This is a genomic window from Cognatiyoonia sp. IB215446 (assembly GCF_033963825.1).
Taxonomy (GTDB): Bacteria; Pseudomonadota; Alphaproteobacteria; order Rhodobacterales; family Rhodobacteraceae; genus Yoonia.
Genome location: NZ_JAXBMD010000001.1, coordinates 682,834 through 704,435, shown reverse-complemented (window position 1 = coordinate 704,435; position 21,602 = coordinate 682,834). Strand labels below are relative to the sequence as shown.

24 protein-coding genes are annotated in these 21,602 nt (G+C 59.1%); 18 read left to right on the top strand and 6 right to left on the bottom strand.

The window, feature by feature from the left end; all coding sequences use genetic code 11:
• Positions 1-25 precede the first annotated feature (25 nt).
• Entirely contained in the window at positions 26-1,588 is a 1,563-nt protein-coding gene (gene murJ, locus SLH49_RS03525) for a murein biosynthesis integral membrane protein MurJ (RefSeq protein WP_320267784.1), read from the top strand.
• Here murJ and SLH49_RS03520 read toward each other — a convergent pair.
• On the bottom strand, positions 1,576-2,403 hold the full coding sequence (locus tag SLH49_RS03520) for a rhomboid family intramembrane serine protease (RefSeq protein ID WP_320267783.1): 828 nt from the start codon (positions 2,401-2,403) through the stop codon (positions 1,576-1,578). The two genes, murJ and SLH49_RS03520, sit on opposite strands and share 13 nt — an antisense overlap.
• Here SLH49_RS03520 and trpS point away from each other — a divergent pair.
• Positions 2,363-3,379, top strand: coding sequence for a tryptophan--tRNA ligase (gene trpS, locus SLH49_RS03515; RefSeq protein WP_320267782.1), 1,017 nt, complete (start codon positions 2,363-2,365; stop codon positions 3,377-3,379). The genes SLH49_RS03520 and trpS overlap by 41 nt on opposite strands.
• 10 nt (positions 3,380-3,389) lie before the next feature.
• Here the strand turns inward: trpS and SLH49_RS03510 are convergent, their stop codons facing one another.
• Complete coding sequence (locus SLH49_RS03510; protein ID WP_320267781.1) at positions 3,390-4,247, bottom strand: class I SAM-dependent methyltransferase; 858 nt, start codon at positions 4,245-4,247, stop codon at positions 3,390-3,392.
• A gap of 301 nt (positions 4,248-4,548) precedes the next feature.
• Here SLH49_RS03510 and SLH49_RS03505 point away from each other — a divergent pair, with 301 nt between their 5' ends.
• From SLH49_RS03505 to SLH49_RS03430, 16 genes are all read left to right on the top strand, one after another.
• Positions 4,549-5,412, top strand: coding sequence for a branched-chain amino acid aminotransferase (locus tag SLH49_RS03505; protein ID WP_320267780.1), 864 nt, complete (start codon positions 4,549-4,551; stop codon positions 5,410-5,412).
• Positions 5,409-6,470 carry an AbrB family transcriptional regulator gene (locus SLH49_RS03500; RefSeq protein ID WP_320267779.1) on the top strand — a complete coding sequence of 354 codons (1,062 nt, stop codon included), beginning with the start codon at positions 5,409-5,411 and terminating at the stop codon, positions 6,468-6,470. The genes SLH49_RS03505 and SLH49_RS03500 overlap by 4 nt, the downstream gene beginning before the upstream one ends.
• A gap of 33 nt (positions 6,471-6,503) precedes the next feature.
• On the top strand, positions 6,504-6,959 hold the full coding sequence (locus SLH49_RS03495) for a universal stress protein (RefSeq protein WP_320238305.1): 456 nt from the start codon (positions 6,504-6,506) through the stop codon (positions 6,957-6,959).
• A complete protein-coding gene (locus SLH49_RS03490) occupies positions 6,959-7,573 on the top strand; it encodes a CPBP family intramembrane glutamic endopeptidase (protein ID WP_320267778.1) in 615 nt (204 codons plus the stop codon). Before SLH49_RS03495 ends, SLH49_RS03490 begins: the two co-directional genes overlap by 1 nt.
• A gap of 139 nt (positions 7,574-7,712) precedes the next feature.
• On the top strand, positions 7,713-8,276 hold the full coding sequence (locus tag SLH49_RS03485; RefSeq protein WP_320267777.1) for a NifU family protein: 564 nt from the start codon (positions 7,713-7,715) through the stop codon (positions 8,274-8,276).
• A 14-nt stretch (positions 8,277-8,290) separates the two neighbouring features.
• Complete coding sequence (locus SLH49_RS03480; protein WP_320267776.1) at positions 8,291-8,719, top strand: GFA family protein; 429 nt, start codon at positions 8,291-8,293, stop codon at positions 8,717-8,719.
• A gap of 18 nt (positions 8,720-8,737) precedes the next feature.
• On the top strand, positions 8,738-9,313 hold the full coding sequence (gene tsaB, locus SLH49_RS03475) for a tRNA (adenosine(37)-N6)-threonylcarbamoyltransferase complex dimerization subunit type 1 TsaB (protein WP_320268508.1): 576 nt from the start codon (positions 8,738-8,740) through the stop codon (positions 9,311-9,313).
• Positions 9,310-9,729, top strand: coding sequence for a GNAT family N-acetyltransferase (locus SLH49_RS03470; RefSeq protein WP_320267775.1), 420 nt, complete (start codon positions 9,310-9,312; stop codon positions 9,727-9,729). Before tsaB ends, SLH49_RS03470 begins: the two co-directional genes overlap by 4 nt.
• Before the next feature lie 189 nt (positions 9,730-9,918).
• On the top strand, positions 9,919-10,914 hold the full coding sequence (locus tag SLH49_RS03465) for a BMP family ABC transporter substrate-binding protein (protein ID WP_320267774.1): 996 nt from the start codon (positions 9,919-9,921) through the stop codon (positions 10,912-10,914).
• A 79-nt stretch (positions 10,915-10,993) separates the two neighbouring features.
• Positions 10,994-12,598: an ABC transporter ATP-binding protein gene (locus tag SLH49_RS03460; RefSeq protein ID WP_320267773.1), complete on the top strand. Its 1,605-nt coding sequence runs from the start codon at positions 10,994-10,996 to the stop codon at positions 12,596-12,598.
• A gap of 3 nt (positions 12,599-12,601) precedes the next feature.
• Positions 12,602-13,687, top strand: a complete 1,086-nt coding sequence (locus SLH49_RS03455) for an ABC transporter permease (protein WP_320267772.1) — start codon at positions 12,602-12,604, stop codon at positions 13,685-13,687.
• Positions 13,688-13,695: 8 nt separating this feature from the next.
• Complete coding sequence (locus tag SLH49_RS03450) at positions 13,696-14,115, top strand: hypothetical protein (RefSeq protein WP_320267771.1); 420 nt, start codon at positions 13,696-13,698, stop codon at positions 14,113-14,115.
• Entirely contained in the window at positions 14,116-15,084 is a 969-nt protein-coding gene (locus SLH49_RS03445; RefSeq protein ID WP_320267770.1) for an ABC transporter permease, read from the top strand.
• Positions 15,068-15,874: a purine-nucleoside phosphorylase gene (locus tag SLH49_RS03440; protein ID WP_320267769.1), complete on the top strand. Its 807-nt coding sequence runs from the start codon at positions 15,068-15,070 to the stop codon at positions 15,872-15,874. Before SLH49_RS03445 ends, SLH49_RS03440 begins: the two co-directional genes overlap by 17 nt.
• A gap of 137 nt (positions 15,875-16,011) precedes the next feature.
• Positions 16,012-16,935, top strand: coding sequence for a sulfite exporter TauE/SafE family protein (locus SLH49_RS03435; RefSeq protein WP_320267768.1), 924 nt, complete (start codon positions 16,012-16,014; stop codon positions 16,933-16,935).
• On the top strand, positions 16,932-17,681 hold the full coding sequence (locus tag SLH49_RS03430; protein ID WP_320267767.1) for a TIGR02186 family protein: 750 nt from the start codon (positions 16,932-16,934) through the stop codon (positions 17,679-17,681). Before SLH49_RS03435 ends, SLH49_RS03430 begins: the two co-directional genes overlap by 4 nt.
• Here the strand turns inward: SLH49_RS03430 and SLH49_RS03425 are convergent.
• The 4 genes from SLH49_RS03425 to SLH49_RS03410 form a co-directional block, all read right to left on the bottom strand.
• Entirely contained in the window at positions 17,678-18,388 is a 711-nt protein-coding gene (locus tag SLH49_RS03425) for an SDR family oxidoreductase (RefSeq protein ID WP_320267766.1), read from the bottom strand. The genes SLH49_RS03430 and SLH49_RS03425 overlap by 4 nt on opposite strands.
• Positions 18,385-19,911 (bottom strand): ATP-dependent DNA helicase, encoded by a 1,527-nt coding sequence (locus SLH49_RS03420; RefSeq protein WP_320267765.1) that lies wholly within the window; start codon positions 19,909-19,911, stop codon positions 18,385-18,387. The genes SLH49_RS03425 and SLH49_RS03420 overlap by 4 nt, the downstream gene beginning before the upstream one ends.
• A 40-nt stretch (positions 19,912-19,951) precedes the next feature.
• Complete coding sequence (locus tag SLH49_RS03415; RefSeq protein WP_320267764.1) at positions 19,952-20,587, bottom strand: acyl-homoserine-lactone synthase; 636 nt, start codon at positions 20,585-20,587, stop codon at positions 19,952-19,954.
• A 91-nt stretch (positions 20,588-20,678) separates the two neighbouring features.
• Entirely contained in the window at positions 20,679-21,509 is an 831-nt protein-coding gene (locus tag SLH49_RS03410; protein ID WP_320267763.1) for a helix-turn-helix transcriptional regulator, read from the bottom strand.
• Positions 21,510-21,602 lie beyond the last annotated feature (93 nt).

The window sequence follows — 21,602 nt, the reverse complement described above, 5'->3', positions numbered from 1 at the left end:
GTACCTTGCGACCGGAGTATCTGCGATGAAACCCATCCGCCTGATGGCCGGTTTTTTCACCGTGGGTCTTTGGACGATGCTCAGTCGTGTGCTGGGCTTTGTCCGCGACATCATGATCGCGGCCTACCTGGGCACCGGACCGGTGGCAGAGGCTTTCCTTGTCGCGTTCTCGCTCCCCAACCTCTTCCGCCGGTTTTTTGCCGAAGGCGCATTCAATATGGCCTTTGTGCCCATGTTCTCAAAAAAGCTCGAAGCGGGCGAAGACCCCAAGCGGTTTGCACAAGACGCTTTTGTCGGCCTGGGCGGCGTTTTGGCTGTCTTTACAGTGATCGGCGTCATCTTCATGCCCGCGCTGGTGACGATGATGGCAAGCGGCTATCTCGGAACTGAGCGTTTCGATCTCGCCGTCTATTACGGACGGATTGCGTTCCCCTACATTCTCTTTATCTCGCTTTCGGCGCTGCTATCGGGCGTGTTGAACGCCACTGGTCGCTTTGCCGCCGCTGCCGCCGCGCCGGTCTTGCTGAATGTGATCTTTGTCGGTGCGCTTTTGATCGTCGCTTTGGGAACAGGCGGTGAGGATCAGGCGCTGATGGGCCAATCGCTTGCCTTTGCGGTGCCGGTTGCCGGAATGGCCCAGCTTGCACTTGTCTGGTTCGCGGCCAAAAGGGCCGGGTTCGCGCTGAAAATCGGTCGCCCAAAACTGACGCCGGAATTGCGCCGTCTCGCCATCATCGCCGCCCCGGCAGCGCTCGCTGGCGGAGTGGTGCAGATCAACCTGCTCGTCGGTCGGCAGGTTGCCAGCTTTTTTGAAGGCGCCGTGGCGTGGCTGAACTACGCGGACCGCCTTTATCAATTGCCCTTGGGCGTCGTTGGCATCGCGATTGGCGTGGTCTTGCTGCCAGATCTGTCGCGCAGGTTGCGGGCAGGCGATGCGGCTGGCGGGCAGGACGCGTTCAACCGCGCGACAGAGATCAGTCTGGCGCTCACCGTCCCCGCCGCCATCGCGCTCATGGTGATCCCCCTGCCACTGGTCAGCGTGCTGTTCGAACGTGGCGCCTTCAACAGCGACGACACAGCCGCCACAGCGCTTGCTGTCGCGGTCTATGGTCTCGGCCTGCCTGCCTTCGTGATGCAGAAGACGCTACAGCCGCTCTTTTTTGCGCGTGAAGACACTAAACGCCCGTTTTACTATGCGCTTATCGCGATGGTCCTGAATGCCGCATTGGCTATCGGGCTTTCACCGCTCATCGGGTTTATCGCGGCGGCAATTGGCACAACAATCACTGGCTGGGCGACAGTGCTCCTCTTGTGGCGGGGCACGCGCAACATGGGCGACGCCGCTTGCCTTGACGCGCGGTTCAAGTCGCGCCTATGGCGGATTGTCCTGGCGTCCATCGGCATGGGTCTGGCGCTCGCCGCCACGGCGACCATCATGAAACCGTTCTTTGGCCTGCCAACGATCCGCTACGCTGCACTTCTGGCACTCGTTCTGATCGGCATCGGCAGCTACTTTGGGATCGGCCAGATGATCGGGGCGTTCAAACTGTCTGAGTTCCGCCGCAGCCTGCGCCGTCAGGAGCGTTGACGCATCCGCGCCACAAATGACGTCCACCCACCTGGGGCCAGGAGCACCGCCAAACCAAAGCCCGCCACAAAACCCGAAAGCTCGGAAATCCATGTGGGCGGCGGGGGTGTTTCGTAAAGAAAGCTCGCGACGATGCCAAAGATCAACTGGATCAACAGAAGAAAGCCGATCAGGCGGAAGGCGAGGATCTGATTGTCGCCCGCCTCACCCAAGCGCAGCCAAAGCGCGTAGGTATAGGCACCGATCAACCCGTAAACCGGCGTGTAGCCACCCAAAAGCGGAAAGTCCGTGTTCGCCAGAAGGCCAAAGGCAAGGGCGCCAACAATGGATGTCAGCACATAGACAATCAGGATCTTTGTGCCGCCATAATACTCTGCCGTGAACTTGCCCAAGGCGAGTGTGAGTGCCGCGCAGAACGCCACCTGTGTCAGGTCAATGTTGATGAACGGATAGGTCACAAACCGTTTCAGGATATCGAAGGAATAGTCGGCATTCACCAGAACACGGTCGAGAACGGCGGTTGAAAACCCATATTGCTCAATCGCATCAAAGCGCCAGCCGACACCGCGCGGCCCACCGATCATCCCATAATTGGCCAACTGGAATACGCACTCTATCCCAACGATCAAAAGGGTCAGGACAATCACAACCGGCGGCAGGCGGTTGATCGGGCTTTCAGGCTGCATGACGTGTCTCGGGCGCGGTTGAAGTTGACGGGTCTGTCTGGCATGGGTATGCGACCCAAGCCCCGAAATCCAGACCGGACCTGCATCGATGACGACGACCACTTTCACACCGCGCGTATTCTCGGGCATCAAGCCATCGGGCGGTCTGACGCTGGGCAATTATCTTGGCGCAATCAAACGTTTTGTCGGTATCCAGGGGCAGATGGAGACGATCTATTGTGTGGTCGATCTGCACGCGATCACCGTTTGGCAAGACCCTGCAGAGCTTGCCAACATGACCCGCGAAGTGGCTGCCGGGTATCTCGCGGCGGGTCTCGACCCAACCCAGTCGATCCTCTTCAATCAGTCTCAGGTCGCGGCCCATGCCGAACTTGGCTGGATCTTCAACTGCGTCGCCCGTGTCGGCTGGATGAACCGGATGACGCAGTTCAAGGACAAGGCGGGCGCGAATGCCGAGCAGGTCTCGCTGGGGCTTTACGCCTATCCGTCGCTGATGGCGGCTGACATCCTGCTTTATCACGCGACACATGTTCCGGTGGGTGACGACCAAAAGCAGCATGTCGAGCTGACGCGCGACATCGCCACGAAGTTCAACCACGACTTCAAGACCGATTTCTTCCCGCTGACCGAACCGGTCATCGAAGGACCTGCCATGCGCATCATGAACCTGCGCGACGGAACCAAGAAAATGTCGAAATCCGGTGAAAGCGACATGGAGCGCATCAACATGACCGATGATGCCGACCTGATCGCCAAGAAGTTCAAAAAGGCCAAGACCGACCCGGAGCCGCTGCCAGAGACCATTGACGGGCTTGCGGAACGGCCGGAGGCGCGCAATCTGGTCGATATCTATGCGGCCCTTGATGACCAGACGCCCGAATCCGTGATTGCCGAATATGCCGGTGCAGGCTGGGGCAAGTTCAAACCCGCCCTCGCCGATCTCGCAGTTGCCAAACTCAGCCCCATTTCCAGCGAAATGGCACGGCTGATGAATGATCCTGCAGAGATTGACCGCATTCTGGGTGACGGGGCCGAAAAGGCGCGGGCCATTGCAGAACCGATCCTGCAGAAGACTTATGATATCGTGGGGCTTCTACGCAGCTAACCACGCGTTCTCACGCGCGCCGCGCGATGAGCACATGGCAGGAATTGTTCAGAACAAAGGGCAGTTCGCGACCGCCGCTGCGGCTTTCAAAGGCGGCGAGGACCGCGTGCTCGACCTCTTGCCGTTCCTCGGGGGTGCAAGCCGCGATCAATGCGCCCGTAATCGGGTTCCCGACCATGCCGCGCCACATGGCTTTCGGCGTCGGCAAGGCGAGCGTTGCATCCAGAATGTGAATTTCAGGGTCAATGAGGGGAGCCGCGCACGTGATCTCTTCGACCAGTCCTTCCGCTGTCATGAGATCCGCCCAGCTTGCGCGCGGCGGCGGGTCCGTCAGACGCGCAGGTAAGGCCGACATGAGCGGCCCCATCTGCGCCTTTGCAAGTTCGTTAAACTCCGGCCCACGCCAGACGGACGTTACAAAAATCCCTCCAGGCCGCAATGTCTCTGCCGCTGCTTGCCAACCCGCAACGCGGTCGGGAAAGAGAAAGATGCCAAAGCACGACAAGGCAGCATCAAATGATGCACTTTCAAGCCCGAGGTCTTGACCATCGCGCACCTCAGCCCCCGCATCAGCATCAATCGGTTGCAGTGCCCGCTGCGTCAGCGCCACCATCCGCGGCGAGATATCAGTCGCCAGAACCGAACCTGCACCACGCTCTGCACAAAGGGTCGCGGCAGCGACAGCAAGATCTCCGGGCCCGCACGCGATATCGAGAAGACGCGGCGCATCCGGCAGACGTGACTGCACCAAAGCCACCATCCCCCGCGCGACATGGCCGGTAAGTGGCGAAAACAACCGCAGATAATCGTCCGCATGTGCATCCCACGCACCAGCAGGTGCACGGGCATCATTGGCATTGTTTGACATGTTGGACATACCCTTATTCTGGCGTAGCATAATGATATTACTACAGGCGTCCTGCAGAAACTTGACATGGGTGCCCCTTGCACAAAAGACCGCACCCGACCCGCGTCACAAAACTGAATCTCGTACATGCGACGGTTGTAATGCGGCATAGATTCGCTCTGCCCGTCCCCGCCCGGGTGTCCCATCCCGTCCCTCGGTCACCTTGGGTTCAGCAGGCGTTCGGTGTTCCCCGGCACCGAACGCCACGCTGACTTTACCTTGTCACACCATCAGCTTACGGTCCCGACAGGGAGGATCATTCATGGCAACCGGCTCTCACATCCGCACGTATTTTGAAGGCGCCTGGCATGATGAAGATATCCCCATCATGCGGGCGGCGGATCATGGGTCGTGGCTAGGCACGACCGTCTTTGACGGGGCGCGTTTTGTGAATGGGCTTGCGCCTGATCTTGACCTGCATTGTGCGCGGGTGAACCGTTCGGCAAAGGCGCTGATGATCACGCCGACCGTGTCGACAGAGGACATGATAGCGATCACCCATGAAGGCTTGTCACGCTATCCAAAAGGTGCCGCAGTCTATATCCGGCCCATGTATTGGGCGATCCATGGCGACCCCACGGCCATTGTGCCCAGCCCAGATGAAACCGGCTTTGCCATTTGCCTTGAAGAAATACCAATGGCACCCGAAAGCGCCTCGACAACCCTTGGCCTGACCCGCTTCCGCAGGCCCGTGATTGATGATGCCGTTGTCGATGCCAAGGCGGGCTGCCTTTATCCCAACAACGCCCGCATGCTGGCCGAGGTGCGTGCGCGTGGTTTTGGCAATGCGCTGGTTGCCGACGCGATGGGCAATGTGGCCGAAACGGCGACCGCCAATGTGTTCATGGTCAAGGATGGCGAGGTTTTCACGCCCATCGCCAACGGCACCTTTCTGTCCGGGATCACCCGCGCGCGCCATATCAAAAACCTTCGGCAAGACGGTGTTACGGTCAATGAAACCGTGCTGACATTCGATGATTTCCGGGAAGCGGATGAGGTGTTTTTGTCTGGCAACATGTCCAAGGTCACACCCGTTACCGCGTTTGAGGATCACCAATACCAGGTCGGCCCAGTGACAAGGCGGGTGCGCGAGATGTATTGGGACTGGGCCGCCTCAACCTCATGACATCGGAATGGTCTTTTGCAAGTCGGCTGATCCTGCTTGTGGGGATCACTGCCCTTGGCGCCTTGGGTGGGCTGGCCATTGGCATGCCTGTCCCACTGCTGACAGGGCCCGCTTTGCTGACAACAATCGGATGCCTTGCCGGTCTGCCGCTTGTCTTTCCATTACCTTTGCGCAACGCGATTTTTCTGCTGGCAGGTGTGGCGATTGGGGCGACGGTTTCGCCTGAATCAATGGCCGCGCTCTTGCGTTGGCCCTTGGCATTTGCGGTGCTTGGGATGGCAATCGTGTTGATGGTCTTCTTGGGGCAGCGGCTGATGCGGCGGATGATGCGGGTCGATGACCGTTCGGCGCTGCTTGCCGCAGCACCGGGGCATCTGAGCTACGTCATCGCGTTAGGTGAGGATCTGGGGCTGGACACGCGCCGCGTGGCGGTGGTGCAGTCGATACGCCTCTTGGCGCTCACACTTTTGGTACCGTTCCTCGCCACGCTTTCCGGCATGGAGACAGGCCTTGGCCTTGGGCCTGGCGGCGCAGAAGCGGCGGAAATGACGATGGTCCAGACCGCGATTGCGGTTCTGGCGGCTGTGGCCCTGGCCCCCTTGGTGAAACTGACCGGGGCGCCTGCACCAATGCTCCTTGCGGGCATGGCTGTGGGTGCAGCCATGCGCCTTTCGGGCTGGGCGCCCGGTGGGCTGAGCCACTATATCGCGTTTCCGGTCCTTGCTGCGATTGGTGCCCTGATTGGCACCCGCTTTGCTGGGATCTCGCTGACAGAGTTGCGGCAATCCCTGCTGGCAGGGCTCGCCGTCACAACCCTCGCGGCAGTGCTCACTTTGATCGCGGCATGGCTCGCAACTTATCTCGTGGGCATGCCGCTCGCCCATGTGCTTGTGGCATTCGCCCCCGGCGGCTTAGAGACGATGGCTGTCATGGGCGCGGCCATTGGTGCCAATCCCGGCTTTGTGGCCGCGGCCCATGTGGGGCGTCTTGTCCTTCTCTCGATCCTTGTTCCGGTTCTGGTGGCCCGCAACCAAGGGCCGTTGCCACTTCGCGATTGATGTTCCACTATCCGATCCAAGAGGGAGTGGAAGATGCGTAAATTCTTGGTCGTCCTTGACGACAGCCGCGAATGTCTGAATGCGATGCGGTTTGCGGCCATGCGGGCGGCAAGGTCCGGCGGCGGCGTCGCCATTCTGTCGATCATTCCACCTGACGAGTTCAACCACTGGATCGGTGTCGGTGAGATCATGCGCGCCGAGGCGCGTGAGCGGATCGAAGTCCATTACGAGGTCTTCGCCAAATGGATGCGTGACAAACAGAACGTGCATCCAGAATTGATCATCCGCGAAGGCGAACCGCTGGTTGAGATCATGAACCAGATCAACGAAGACCCCGAAATTGGGGTGCTGGTTCTGGGCGCGGGCACCGACAATAAGGGGCCGGGGCCGCTGGTTACGCATCTGAGCCGTCAATCCGGCAGCTTGCCTATTCCGATCACGATCGTGCCCGGGGATCTGTCTAAAGAGCGGCTCGAAGCGATTACCTGATGGATCGGGCTGCTGCGGGCGCGGTTGCCGCCGCAATCCCTTTTTTGGCTATTGTCTTTTACGTCGCAACCCGTGCGATGCCGCCGCTTGCCGGTTATCTCTTCGGCCTCGCTGTCTATTGGTTCATGGTATTGACCCCCTTGATCCTATGGCGCTGCGGTTTCCGCGCCGTCCGCCATGAACTGGCCTGGCCACATTTTGTGCTGATCATGCTGAACGTCATTCCGATTGGCGGGGTGGCGGTTGCCGCATTCATCGGCTGGCATAATCATCCGTTGAACGCGGCAGTACTTGGTGCGGTTGTGGCAGCGGCCCTGATCAACGGGACACTGGAAGAGGTGTTTTGGCGGGGCACGCTTTTGCGAAACGCGCAACACCTTGCCTCTTACTTGTCGCAGATCGCCCTGTTCGTTTCCTGGCATATCGCCCTGCTTTTCGCAGGTGGAGTTGTAGTGACTGGAGGCGCACTTGGTCTTTTCGGCGGCGCCTTGATAGGCGGCATTCTCTGGACTTGGGCGCGCGTGCAGACCGGTTCTATCGGTTTTGGCATCCTGTGCCATATCGGCTTGAACCTGTTTGCCTTTACCGAACTGGCCACGAATAACCCGATTTAAGTCGGGAGCCGGTGCTTGGCTTGTGGCAGAAGCGATCTCGCGGGGGGTCGGTCAATTTGCCTAACTTAGAATGGTTCCAAACCTTGACAGACCACGTCACCAGGCGCATATCAAAAGCCTGACAGAAAGGTTGGGCGCCATGTTCATTCAAACTGAATCCACACCAAATCCAGCGACACTGAAATTCCTGCCGGGCCAGAACGTACTGGAGGTCGGCACCGCCGATTTCCCGACCGTCGAGGCGGCTGAAAAGTCACCCATGGCCAAGCGCATCTTTGCAACCGGCAATGTCAGCGGTGTCTTCTTTGGCCTCGACTTCATCACCGTCACCAAAGACGACGCCGTCGAATGGGATCATATCAAGCCCGCCATTCTGGGCGCGATCATGGAGCATTATCAATCCGGTCAGCCCGTGATGGCCGACGATCACGCGCCTGCGAGCGGCCATGCCGAGCATAGCGGTGAAGACGCCGAAATTGTTGGCCAGATCAAGGAATTGCTGGATACGCGTGTACGCCCTGCCGTGGCCCAGGATGGCGGCGATATCACGTTTCACGGCTTTGATCGCGGCATCGTCTACCTGCATATGCAAGGCGCCTGCGCGGGCTGCCCGTCCTCAACCCTCACGCTGAAAATGGGGATTGAGAACCTGTTGCGCCATTACATCCCCGAAGTTGTCGAAGTACGGCCTGTAGCAGCCTAGCCGAGGTGGAGGGTGTGAGCGCACTGACAGGGCGCTGCTATTGCGGCGCCTTGCACGTTGGCACGAAGGCATCTCCACAGACCGTTGCCTATTGTCACTGTTCTGATTGTCGCCGCCTCTCCGGCGCACCAGTTGCGGCTTTCGCGGCGTTTGATCCTGCACATGTCGTGATCACACCGCGCTGGCCCGATGCCAAATCACATGCGAAAGGTGTGAAACGCTGGTTCTGCCCGGAATGTGGAACACAGCTGGGTGCGACATACGATTACCTGCCCGATCAGGTTTACATGCCCGTGGGGCTTTTTGACCAAGCCGACCGATTGCAGCCGCAATTGCATAGCCACGCCGATTCTGCGCTGCCGTGGCTGCATATCGATGACGGCCTGCCGCGCAATGCCGCGTCCAGCCGCGCCAGCCTCACAATGGCATCGTGTGACAGCTAGGCACCTGATTTGAAACCGATGTTGTATCCAAAACTCATCGCCTTTGACACATCCGCCGCGCATTGCGCCGCTGCTTTGCTGTTGCAGGGGCAAGTCATCACGCGTGTTGACGAAATGGCGCGGGGGCAGGCCGAGCATCTGATGCCGATGCTACAACAGATGCTGCAAGCCGCAGGTCTGGATTGGTCAGACCTTGATGCCGTTGCCGTCGGCACCGGACCAGGGAACTTCACCGGCATCCGTATCTCGGTTTCGGCGGCGCGCGGCCTTGGGCTTGGCCTTGGTAGACCTGTGATCGGTGTGACGGGCTTTGAGATGCGTGCCTTTGATGAACCCCGCCCCTTTACGGCGACCATCCGCGCACCGCGCGAAACCTCCTATATTCAGACCTTTCACGCCGATGGCAGCACGACGGCACCCGTACAGCAGGACGTGCCAGCCGGGCCGCAAAAGCCCGCCGCAGATCTGATCGCGGCTGCTGCGCATATCGCCGCCGCGCGGATCGGAGAAAAACTACCACGCCCTGCGCCGCTCTATATCCGGCCCGCTGACGCCGCCCCGCCAAAAGACACGGCTCCCGTCATTCTGTCATGAAACCCGAAGACTTCGCGGCCCTGCACGCCAAAGCCTTTCGCGCGACACGCGCATGGTCAGCCACCGAATTCGCCAACCTGCTCGGCCAGCGCGGGGTGAACTGGTATGGTGATCCTCGCTGCTTCATTCTGATCCGTCAGGTCGCGGATGAGGCAGAAATCCTGACTCTCGCAACCGACCCTGACCATTGCCGACAGGGCCTCGCGCGTGCGGCACTATCCCGCGCCGAGACCGCAGCGACGGACGCTGGCGTCCATCGATTTTTCCTGGAAGTCGCCGAAGATAACGCCGCCGCACGCGCGCTTTACGCAACCTTTGGTTACACCCAGGTTGGGCGGCGTCCTGACTACTATCTGCCTAAAGATGGGGCACCGGTTGCCGCTCTTGTCCTGCAAAAGGAACGCGGAGCCAGCTAAGCCGCCACCGGGCAGTGGATAAGTTCGCATTTCGGCGTAGAGTCCCACAAGATTGACCAAAAAGCGGTTGATCTTCCCTTGAAGGCAAGGCCTTATCTGATGATGACCCGACATAAGATCGGCTCGGCTTTAACAGAGGGGGCGTGTGTCGCCGGTAACACCCTCGCGTAACGACCTGGGAGAAAAATAATGACCGTAATGCAGAAATTCCTTGGCGCGTCTGCCGCCCTGGCTTTGACAGCCGGTACAGCAGCGGCAGAGCCCGCCATCCTGTTCGATCTTGGCGGCAAGTTCGACAAATCCTTCAACGAAAGCGCCTATAACGGGGCCGAACGCTGGGCAGCGGAAACCGGCGGCTCTTATGCCGAGGTGGAAATCCAGTCTGACGCCCAACGCGAACAGGCGATCCGCCGCTTCGCCGAATCCGGTGCGAACCCGATTGTCATGGCTGGTTTTTCGTGGGCCACACCGCTGGCTGAAGTGGCCGCCGACTACCCTGACACCAAGTTCGCGATCATCGACATGGTCGTGGATGCCCCCAACGTGCGGTCCGTTGTCTTCAACGAACATGAAGGTTCTTACCTTGTGGGCATGATGGCCGCGATGGCGTCTGAAACCGGCACGGTCTCATTCGTAGGCGGGATGGATATTCCGCTGATCCGCAAATTCGCCTGCGGTTACGCCCAGGGCGTGATGGCTGTGAACGCAGACGCAACTGTGATCGCCAACATGACCGGTACGACACCTGCGGCGTGGAACGACCCTGTGAAAGGCTCTGAACTGACGCTCGCGCAAATCAGCCAGGGCTCTGACGTTGTGTTCGCCGCTGCTGGTGGCACGGGTGTTGGTGTGCTGCAAACCGCCGCTGACGAAGACATCCTGTCCATCGGTGTGGATGCCAACCAGAACTACCTGCATCCCGGCGAAGTGCTGACTTCCATGATGAAGCGCGTGGACAACGCGGTTTATGAGGCGATGCTGCAGGGCGAAGACCTTGAAACCGGCTTTAACGTCATGGGCGTTGCAAATGAAGGCGTGGGCTATGCGCTTGACGAATTCAACGCAGAGCTTGTGAGCGCTGAGATGCAGGCGACCGTCGATGCCGCTGCCGCTGAAATCGCGGCTGGTGATCTGGTTGTGCATGATTACACATCGGACGAAAGCTGCCCTGCGCTGACATTCTAAGTCTGCCAATAGGCCAATAAAATCAAAGGCCGCGCCCGGGAACGAGCGCGGCCTTTTGCGTCCATGACAAGGTTCCGCCATGACAGACCAAGCCCCCGCTATTGAACTTAAGGGCATCTCGAAATCCTTTGGTCCGGTTCAGGCCAACAAGGATATCTCGATCCGCGTGATGCCCGGTACCATCCACGGCATCATAGGCGAGAATGGGGCCGGAAAATCGACCCTGATGTCGATTTTGTACGGGTTTTACAAGGCAGATGCCGGCGAAATCTTAATCTCAGGTCAGAAAACTGCAATTCCCGATAGCCAGGCCGCCATCGCCGCAGGCATTGGGATGGTGTTCCAGCACTTCAAACTGGTCGAGAACTTCACGGTTCTGGAAAATGTCGTGCTGGGGGCCGAAGACAGCGGCCTCTTGCGTCCGTCGCTTGCCCGTGCCCGGCGCGAGCTCAAAAGCCTGGCCGAAGAATATGAGTTGAATGTAGATCCTGACGCGCTGATCGAAGAGGTCGGAGTGGGCATGCAGCAGCGGGTGGAAATCCTCAAAGCGCTCTATCGCAAGGCCGATATCCTCATCCTTGACGAGCCGACCGGTGTGCTGACCCCCGCCGAGGCCGATCACCTGTTCCGCATTCTTGAAAACCTCAAGCGTGAGGGCAAAACGATCATCCTGATCACGCATAAACTGCGTGAGATTATGGAGATCACCGATACGGTCAGCGTGATGCGCCGGGGTGAGATGACCGCGACCGTGAAGACATCCGAGACAAGCCCGGCGGAACTCGCCGAGCTTATGGTCGGGCGCAAGGTGCTGTTGCGTGTTGACAAGGCACCCGCTCAGATCGGGCGGAAAATCCTCGAAGTCAAGGACCTTAACGTCACCGACAGCAAGGGTGTGCACAGGCTGAAGGGGATCAGTTTCGACGTCCATGCAGGCGAAATCCTGGGGATCGCTGGCGTTGCAGGCAATGGCCAATCTGAATTGCTGGAGGTGCTGGGCGGCTATGAAAAGGCCACAGGTTCGATCAAGGTCAACGGGGAAGAAATCGATCTGACCGGCGCCAAATCAGACGGCCAAAGCCGCAGGGCGCGGGGAATCAGCCACGTGCCAGAAGATCGGCAACGCGAAGGGCTGATCATGGATTTTCACGCCTGGGAAAACACTGCCTTTGGCTATCATCATGACGATCGCTATCAGCGCTCAAAGCTCTTTATGGACAACAACATCATCCGGCAGGATACCGAAGAAAAGATGGCGCGTTTTGACGTGCGGCCACCCGATCCAAGGCTTGCGGCGAAGAGTTTTTCAGGCGGCAACCAGCAGAAAATCGTCCTCGCGCGCGAGATTGAGCGTAATCCCGACCTTCTGCTTGTGGGCCAACCCACACGCGGAGTGGACATCGGCGCCATCGAATTCATCCACCAGCAGATTGTTGCACTTAGGGATCAGGGCAAGGCAATCTTGTTGGTTTCTGTGGAGTTAGAGGAAATTTTGTCGCTCTCGGACCGCATCGCCGTTATGTTTGACGGAAAAATAATGGGCGAGCGAATGCCTGAACAAACGGACGAAAAAGAGCTTGGATTGCTGATGGCAGGCATGACAACCGAGCCGAAGGGGCCCATCCACGAGGCGGTTGAGGCTAACCTTGCCCATGCTGGTGGTAGCGCTGGCAAGGAGGTCTGAGGCATGGACGCAATGCCAAAATGGGCCGATGTCATCCTGATACCGCTGATCTCGATCCTGCTGGCAGCTTTGCTGTCGGCGCTTGTGATCCTGGCTATTGGTGAGAACCCTTGGGAAGCGCTGAAGCTCATGGTCGACGGCGCTTTAGGGTCGACTTACGGCTGGGGCTACACGCTTTATTACGCGACGAATTTCATCTTCACAGGGCTGGCCGTGGCCATCGCCTTTCACGCGCGGCTTTTCAACATCGGCGGCGAAGGCCAAGCGCTGGTGGGTGGCCTGGGTGTCGCGATCATCTGCCTTTACATCCCGTGGCCCCATTGGACCCTGGCCCTGTTGGGTGCGGCCATCGGAGCTGCGATATTCGGTGCGGCGTGGGCCGCCATCCCTGCCTTCCTGCAGGCCAAGCGCGGCAGTCATATCGTGATCACCACGATCATGTTCAACTTCATCGCCGCCGCCCTGCTGAACTACATGCTGATTGGTGCGCTGAAGGCACCTGGCATGGAACCGGCGACACCGCGGTTTCCCGAAACGACGCATTTACCGTCTTTCCAGGACATGTTCAATTTCGGCGAAACCACGTTTTTCCGTGGTGCGCCCGCCAATATCACATTCTTCGTGGCCCTCATCGCCTGTGTCGCCCTTTGGGCGCTGATCTGGCGGACGCGGCTTGGCTACGAAATCCGCTCCTTCGGGCAATCTGAATCAGCGGCCAAATATGCGGGCATCAGCCCGACCAAGATCATCATGGTTGCCATGCTTATCTCAGGCGCTCTTGCCGGCATGATGGCCATCAACAACGTCCAGGGCGAGGCCGAACGGCTGGTCCTGAACGCAGTGGAGGGGGCGGGCTTTATCGGCATCGCCGTCGCACTGATGGGGCGCAGTCATCCCTTCGGGGTGTTGCTGGCGGCCCTTCTTTTCGGCTTTCTATATCAAGGCGGCGCAGAACTCGCCCTATGGACGTCGATCCCCCGGGAACTGATCATCGTAATACAGGCATTGGTGATCCTGTTCACGGGCGCACTGGATAACATGGTGCGCATGCCGCTCGAGCGGCTTTTCCTGAAAATGAGGAGAGCATAATAATGATAATGGCAGGACCACTCAAAATCGGTGTCGAGGATGACACAGGGGCAGATCTGGGCTTTGTGCTCAGTTGTCTGGCCCTTGGCATGATCACAATGGAGGAGTTCCACCAATGGATCCACATGGTGATCGAAAACATCCCCGGCAATGATGTGCCACCCCATTTGATCGCGCTACTGGCGGTCAAGAACAGGGCCAACGTCTTTCGCCCGAACGAGGCGGTGATGCGCCGCATCCCGCATGATCCCTTCATCACCGATGATCGGTTCGACGCGATGCTGGGGCTGCAATTCTTCATGCGGCGCGACCGCACGCAGGCCAATGACATCACGCAGGCAGAGGCCGAAGATGCCTTGCGGCGCAACCCCGAAGTGGCCGAACGCTTTTTCGCCCTCTTCCCCTTCCTGATGGAGAAAGCCGCCTAGATGGACTTTGCGACCCTTCTACAGATGCTGGACGCCACGTTGCGTCTGGCAACCCCGCTACTTCTGGCCTGCCTCGCGGGCCTCTTTTCAGAGCGGGCCGGTATCTTTGATATCGGGTTGGAAGGGAAAATGCTGGCCGCGGCATTTCTGTCGGCTGCGATAGCTGCCGTGTCAGGCAGCGTCTGGTTGGGCCTTTTGGCCGGGATTGGCGCATCGCTGATCCTGTCGGTCGTACACGGCCTCGCCTCAATCACTTTTCGCGGCAACCAACTGATTTCCGGGGTCGCCATCAACTTTCTGGCCGCGGGCCTGACGGTTGTCATCGCGCAAAGCTGGTTTCGCCAGGGCGGGCGAACCCCGCAACTGAGCGGGGATGCGCGCTTTAACCCGATTGAACTGCCCTTTGCTGATGCGCTCAGCGACGTCCCGTTTTTCGGCCCCGTCTATGCCGAACTGATTTCCGGCCACACAATCCTTATTTACCTCGCGCTTCTGACAGTGCCGCTCACATGGTGGGTCCTGTTCCGCACCCGCTTTGGCCTGCGCTTGCGCGCTGTTGGAGAAAACCCCGCCGCTGTTGATACCGCTGGCGTCTCGGTCATCTGGTTACGCTTTGCGGCAGTGGGCATCTGCGGCGTGCTTTGCGGTCTTGCCGGGGCTTATCTCGCCACCGCTCTGCAGGCGGGTTTCGTGAAAGACATGAGCGCCGGGCGCGGCTTTATCGCACTCGCCGCGCTGATCTTCGCCAAATGGCGCCCTTGGTACGCACTTTATGCCTGCCTTCTCTTTGGGTTCCTGCAGGCGATGTCACTGCGGGCGGACGTGGTCGAAGGTGTGCTGGGCTTCCAGGTCAATGGCCAGCTTTTGGATGTACTGCCCTACATCCTGACCGTCGTGATCCTGGCCGGTTTTGTGGGCAAGGCGATCCCGCCGCGCGCCGGGGGGGAGCCTTATGTCAAAGAACGCTGAAACGCTCGCGGCCCAGATCAAGGGGGTTGCGGGCGATGCGCCCGTGCGCTTTGGGCTGATCTTGGGCTCTGGTCTAGGACACATCGCCGATACGGTGAACGGCATCGCGATCCCCTATGGCGACCTTCCTGGCTTTCCACATGCGGGCGTGTCGGGTCACAACCCCAACCTCGTGATCGGCGATCTGGAAGGGGTACGCGTCGCTGTCTTTGGCGGACGGTCGCACTACTACGAACACGGGCGCGCTGATGCGATGCGGTTGCCGTTGGAGGTGCTCAAGGAACTCGGCGCCGAAGCCGTGATCGCGACAAATGCGGCTGGATCGATGCAGACCGACATGCCAACCGGGTCGATCATGTGCCTGACCGATCACATCAACTTTTCCGGACTGAACCCGTTGATCGGTGAACCAACTGATGCGCGCTTTGTGCCCATGAAAGACGCCTACGACCCTGCCCTACGCAGTGTGCTACATCAAGCGGCCAAGACGGCAGAGGTCGAGATGGCCGAAGGCGTCTACGCCTGGTATTCCGGCCCATCTTTTGAGACCCCGGCCGAGATCAAGGCCATCGCCATGCTGGGTGCCGATGCGGTTGGCATGTCCACCGTCCCCGAAGTGATCCTCGCGCGGTTTCTTGGCCTCAAGGCCGCCGCCATCTCAACTATCACGAACATGGCCGCGGGCTTGAGCGATGAGGCGATCAGCCACGATCATACCAAGGCGATGGCGCCCATTGGTGCAGCCAAGCTGGAAAAGGTCCTACGCGGGTTCCTGCAGGCGCAAACATAAGTCCAATTTAGGCTCACCCATACGTCCACGTGGCGGAATTTCTGCATCTGCAGCATAATCGCCGCCCAGCCATTTGACACGATGCACTGAAAGCGTTTTCTTGTAGCGCACAGGGGCACAAGCGCCCGGATCAGTTCATGCAGATTTACCTTCCCATCGCCGAGGTTTCGGTGAACGCGTTCCTGTTACTCGGGCTAGGTGGGATTGTGGGCATCTTGTCGGGCATGTTCGGGGTTGGCGGTGGCTTTCTAATGACGCCGCTCCTCTTTTTTATCGGCATCCCACCTGCTGTGGCCGTCGCGACGGAGGCCAACCAGATCGTAGCATCCTCATTCTCAGGGGTTCTGGCCCATCTCAAACGCAAAACCGTCGATCTCAAGATGGGAACGGTTTTGCTCATAGGCGGCCTTGTTGGATCGGGCCTGGGGATAGTGCTGTTCAATTACCTCAAATCCCTGGGCCAAGTGGAACTCCTGGTTCAGCTCTGTTACGTCGTCTTTCTGGGCATGATCGGCACGCTGATGTTTTTCGAAAGCCTCAAGGCGATCCGTCGGGCAGGCAAGGCAGGCGGCACCGCACCGCCAACAAGGCGCAAGCATAACTGGGTCCACAACCTGCCCCTCAAAATGAAGTTCCGGGTGTCAGGCCTTTACATCTCGGTCATTCCCCCGCTGATGGTCGGTGTGCTTGTCGGTGTCCTCGCTGCAATCATGGGCGTCGGCGGCGGTTTCATCATGGTGCCTGCGATGATCTATCTGTTGGGCATGCCGACCAAGGTGGTTGTCGGGACATCGCTGTTCCAGATCATCTTTGTGACGGCCTTCACCACGATGCTGCATGCCACGACGAACTACACAGTCGACGTAGTTCTGGCGGTTCTTTTACTAGTCGGTGGCGTGATCGGCGCCCAGATCGGCACGCGGATCGGGGTCAAGATGAAGGCCGAGCAACTGCGCATTCTGCTGGCGCTGATGGTGCTGGCCGTCTGCGGCAAGCTGGCCTTTGACCTTTTGGTTCAACCAGCAGAACTCTATAGCTTGGGCGAAGGCGGGCATTCATGATACGTCTCTTCGCGCTCTTCATCTTGCTGGCCCTACCCGCCAAGGCCGAGGAAATTGTACTGGGCCTCAGCCGCGATCAGGTGGCGATTACGGCAACTTTCGAAGGCTCTGACATTCTGGTCTTTGGCGCCATCAAACGTGAGGCGCCGATCCCCGATGAAAGTGATCTCGGCGTGATCGTCACGGTGATGGGGCCAAATGAACCAGTCATTGTCCGGCGTAAGGACAAGCGGCTGGGTATCTGGGTTAACACTGATGAAGTTGAGGTGGACGCCGCTCCGTCTTTCTACGCAGTCGCGACCAGTGCACCGATGCGCGAGGTGCTCAAGGATGTCGAAGACCTACGCTATGGCATCACGATCCCCCGCGTGATCCGGTCTGTCGGTGCAGTCGTTGAAGACAGCGCATCCTTTACCCGCGCGCTGATCCGTATCCGCGCCGGCGAAGAGCTTTATCAGGTGCTCGAAGGGGCGGTGGATTTGGAACAGGAAACGCTGTTTCGCACCGCGATCAGTCTACCCGCCAACCTCACCGAGGGCGAGTACGAGGCGCATATTTTCCTGACCCGCGATGGCAAAGTCATTGACGAATACATCACCTACATCCCTGTGCGTAAGGTTGGCCTGGAACGATGGCTCTACAACCTCGCCCACGACAATGCGTTTCTTTACGGGCTGATGTCACTCGCCATCGCAATCGCAGCGGGCTGGGGCGCATCGGCAGCGTTTTCACTGCTGCGCCGCTAACCCCGCCCGATATGCGGCATCTTGGTCGCCATGATCATCATGTTCTGTACATTCGCCTCTGGCGGCAGCGAGGCCATGTGAAACACGGCGCGTGCCACGTCCTCGACCGCCATGCTCGGCAAAGGCTCAAGACCTTGTGCGGCGCGCGTCTTTTCAAGGTTCTTTACAAGATCGGTGCGCGCATTGCCGATATCGATCTGTCCGCAAGCGATATCAAAAGGCCTGCCATCGAGCGATAATGTCTTCGTCAGCCCCGAAACCCCATGCTTTGTTGTCGTATAGCAAACCGAGCCTTCCCGCGGCGTATGGGCCGAGATTGAGCCGTTATTGATGATCCGCCCCCCTTGCGGGTTCTGACTGCGCATCACACGAAACGCCGCCCGGGCGCAGAGGAACATGCCCGTCAGGTTCACATCCACAACCTGTTGCCAATCGGTCAGTGCGACCTGATCAATCGTTGTCTGCGGCCCGAACATCCCCGCATTGTTGAAAAGAACGTCCAACCGCCCGAACGCGTCAAAAGCCGCATCGATAGCAGCCTCGTCTGTCACATCGCAGGGGAGCGGCACGGCATTAGCGTGAGCCATCTCCTTCAGTGGCTCCGCCCTGCGCGCGATCAGACCAACGCGCCAGCCTTCCTGCAGAAAATGCTCCGCCGTCACACGGCCAATCCCGCTGCTGGCACCGGTGATGATGATGCTTTTCATATCTCTTCACTTTTCAATTCAAGCGGCGCTGCGGGCACTTCCAGATCGTCCACCCGCAAAGCGCCCGTCGGGCGCGCCAAGCGGTTGCGCACGACCCAGCGCAACTGTGTCTCGGCCCGCGTGATCGCAACATAGGCAAGTCGCTTCCACAAAGGCTGCCCTGCTTCAACCCGTCCCATGCGCGAAGCCGCGTAAATGTCCGGCGCAAAGACCTGCACCGTATCCCATTGTGATCCTTGCGCCTTGTGGATTGTCACGGCAGCCCCATGCAGAAACGTGGCCCCCATCCGCGCAGCGAACGGGATAAAGGGCTCTTCATCGCTCTCCTGTTCGATCTTCACAATGCTCGCCGCACTCACCTGAGGATCTTCTGCCCCCATTACATGCAGACGCGAGAATCCGGGCTTACGCCCCGGCCCAAGGTAGATCACCTGCGCGCCCTTGATCAGACCCCGCGCCTCCAGATCAAGGCGTTTCTTGCGATGCTTCAGCGGCAGCTCGATACCGTCACAAATCAACGGCTCACCTGCCAGCAACTCATCATCCGGCGCACCAAAGGCAGCCCGAAACGCGTGGATTAGGCGGATCCGCGTGGCGTTGCGCCAAACCAGACAGGGGGAGCGGGCCATCAGATCGGCCTCCACCCGCTGCGCCATCACGACGCGGTCATCGGTCTTGGCGGCATCCTCCACCATCCGCTCAAACCCATAGAAATCAAGCTGCGGGTCGGCCAGGGCATGGGCCAGATCAAGGATCGGATTACCTGCATCCTGCCGGTGAATACGGCTGAGGGTCAGGACACGCTTTTCCGGCAGAGTTTCAAACACCATGCCCCCTGACGATTGAACCGGCGGCAATTGCGCCGGGTCGCCGAATAAAAGCAGCGTCGGAAATATCTCTTGCAGGTCTTCAAACTGCTTTTCATCGAGCATGGAGCTTTCGTCGACAAACCCGATATCCAGCGGCTCTTCCCGGCGTTTCCAGCCAGTGATGAAATCAGACCCGCGCAGGCCCGCGGCGGCCAAAGCCGCCGGGATCGATTTGTTGGATTGGTAAGAGGCAAAGGCGCGGTCCAGCGCCATTTCGGTCAGCCCCTCAATCTCCGGCTTGTCCCCCTGCCCGGCCAGCCATTCGGCCACCTTTTCGTATTCGGGGTCATAGACTGGGGTATAAAGGATACGGTGGATTGTCGTCGCAGGCACACCGCGATTGCGCAAGACACTCGCCGCCTTGTTGGTCGGTGCGAGAATGGCCAGGGTCCGGCGATCCTTGCGCTTGCGCCCTTCCCAATCGCCGGAAATGACATCGACGCCTGCCTCATCCAGTGCCTGGTATAGCTTGGCGAGCAGCATCGTTTTGCCCGACCCCGCCTTGCCCACCACCGCCAGAACCGAAGTCGTGTCCGATTGCGGCGGCTGCAGCAGCGCGTCATCCAGATCAATCCCGGATTGGCGCATGGCAAGCGCCACATTGTCCCAGGCCTCTGCCTGGTCATCGGAGAATGTGATCTGGGGTGCGTTCATGCCGCGACACTATCCGGCCCGTCGCGGCACGACCAGAGCGTCAGGCGACCTTTTGCATGTCGCGGATCGGATGACCGAAGGAGCGGCTGAACCAGTGTTCGGAAATCTCTGATGACAGTCCAGCCCGTTTGAGGACGCGGATGCGGTCTTCGGGCCGATAGGGCCACAGGCCGACACTGATCTTGTCACGGCCCTCACCAGAACTGCCCAGAACCTCGGGCGAGGCACCGATCATGGAGTAAATGCGCACCATGCGCGGGTCGAACACACCCAGAAGATGCGTCAAGGAGAATGCCCGCATCAATTCGCCGCCTGCCAGCATCATTGCGGCCGCGACCCGCGAATTGGCGCCCTGCCCAAGTACAAAACGCGTGCATTCCCAGATAAACGGGCTGCAAATGTCCACGCCATTCAGCAAGGCACTGAAATGATCATTCACCATGGTCTGTTCCGTCGTCGGCAGAAAGCGCATTGAGCCGCCATGCGTACCATCTGGATTTTCCCAGATCACGTAGAGCGGATTGAGCGCATCATACTCATCCCGCTCCCAGCCGTTTTCGTCGACGTGAACAGCCCATTTCAGGCGGTCCGCAAATTGCGCAGCACGGTCCCGGTGCATGCTGTCCTGCAAAACAGGATAGTTGGTGAGATCATTTCCATAAATGTAACGCAGCATCTGATTACCCTTCTAACAACGCTAATGCGATCAGGGTAAAATGTGGCACGACACCAATGGTTAATGCGCCGCCCGCGCGATTAACCTTTTGTTAACTCGCTGCGCTCTTATGCGGTTTGTCGTCCTCTTCGCGACCGGGCCACCCACCAGATGCAGCGCGCGCGGCGCCGCCGATAATGATGAGACCCTCGCTGGTCGCGCGCGCAACCGCATGGGTCGTGTTCAGCGCACCGAGTTTAAACCGCGCGCTTTCAATATAGGCACGTAGCGTGTGTTCAGAGATTTTCAACAAATCGGCCACTTGGCCACGGCTATAGCCCATGCCGAGGTAGGTGAGCGCGTCGGTTTCACGCGGGCTGAGCGCGCGTACTGGGTCCGGCGCGCGGCCTTTTTCAAGCTGGAGCGCCTTTTGGTTGAGGTAGTGGGCGATCAGGATCCAATTGCGCTGATGCTTCGCCGTGAATTCGGCCCAAGTCTCATCATCCGTGGAGTGCGATGCGGTAAAGAGCGCGAGCTGCCCATTTGGCCCACGGATCGGAATGGAGTACCCTTGGTTTCCCACTCCATACTCAATCGCCTCTTTTCGGAATTCGCGCGCCGCCTTGGATGACCAGTCAAGACGGTTCCAATCCACTGGGTGGAAACGCTGGAAACAGCCGATAATCACTGGATCGACGCGCAGATACTCCTGATCCTGGTAACGTTGCGCCCAAGCTGGATCGTACGTCCCAAACCCATATTGCTCGCCATCGGCGCTGACCCAGTGATAGACAACGTGATCGACTTCAAAGGCGTCACGTAACCCAACGATGAGGTTTTGGATTTTATCAAGCGCGTCGGCCTGCTCCAGCGCTCGCAAAAAAGTATCTATCTCCAGCACCGTCACCTCGCATCGTGCGGGACGGTTTTTCCACCTTACCATCGATCTCTTGTCGTGCTGCCAGAGCAGTCTCTTCCAAGTGCTCCGCCAACTGCGGCAGGTCATTTGTACTCGCAAATGATTTCAGATCTGCGA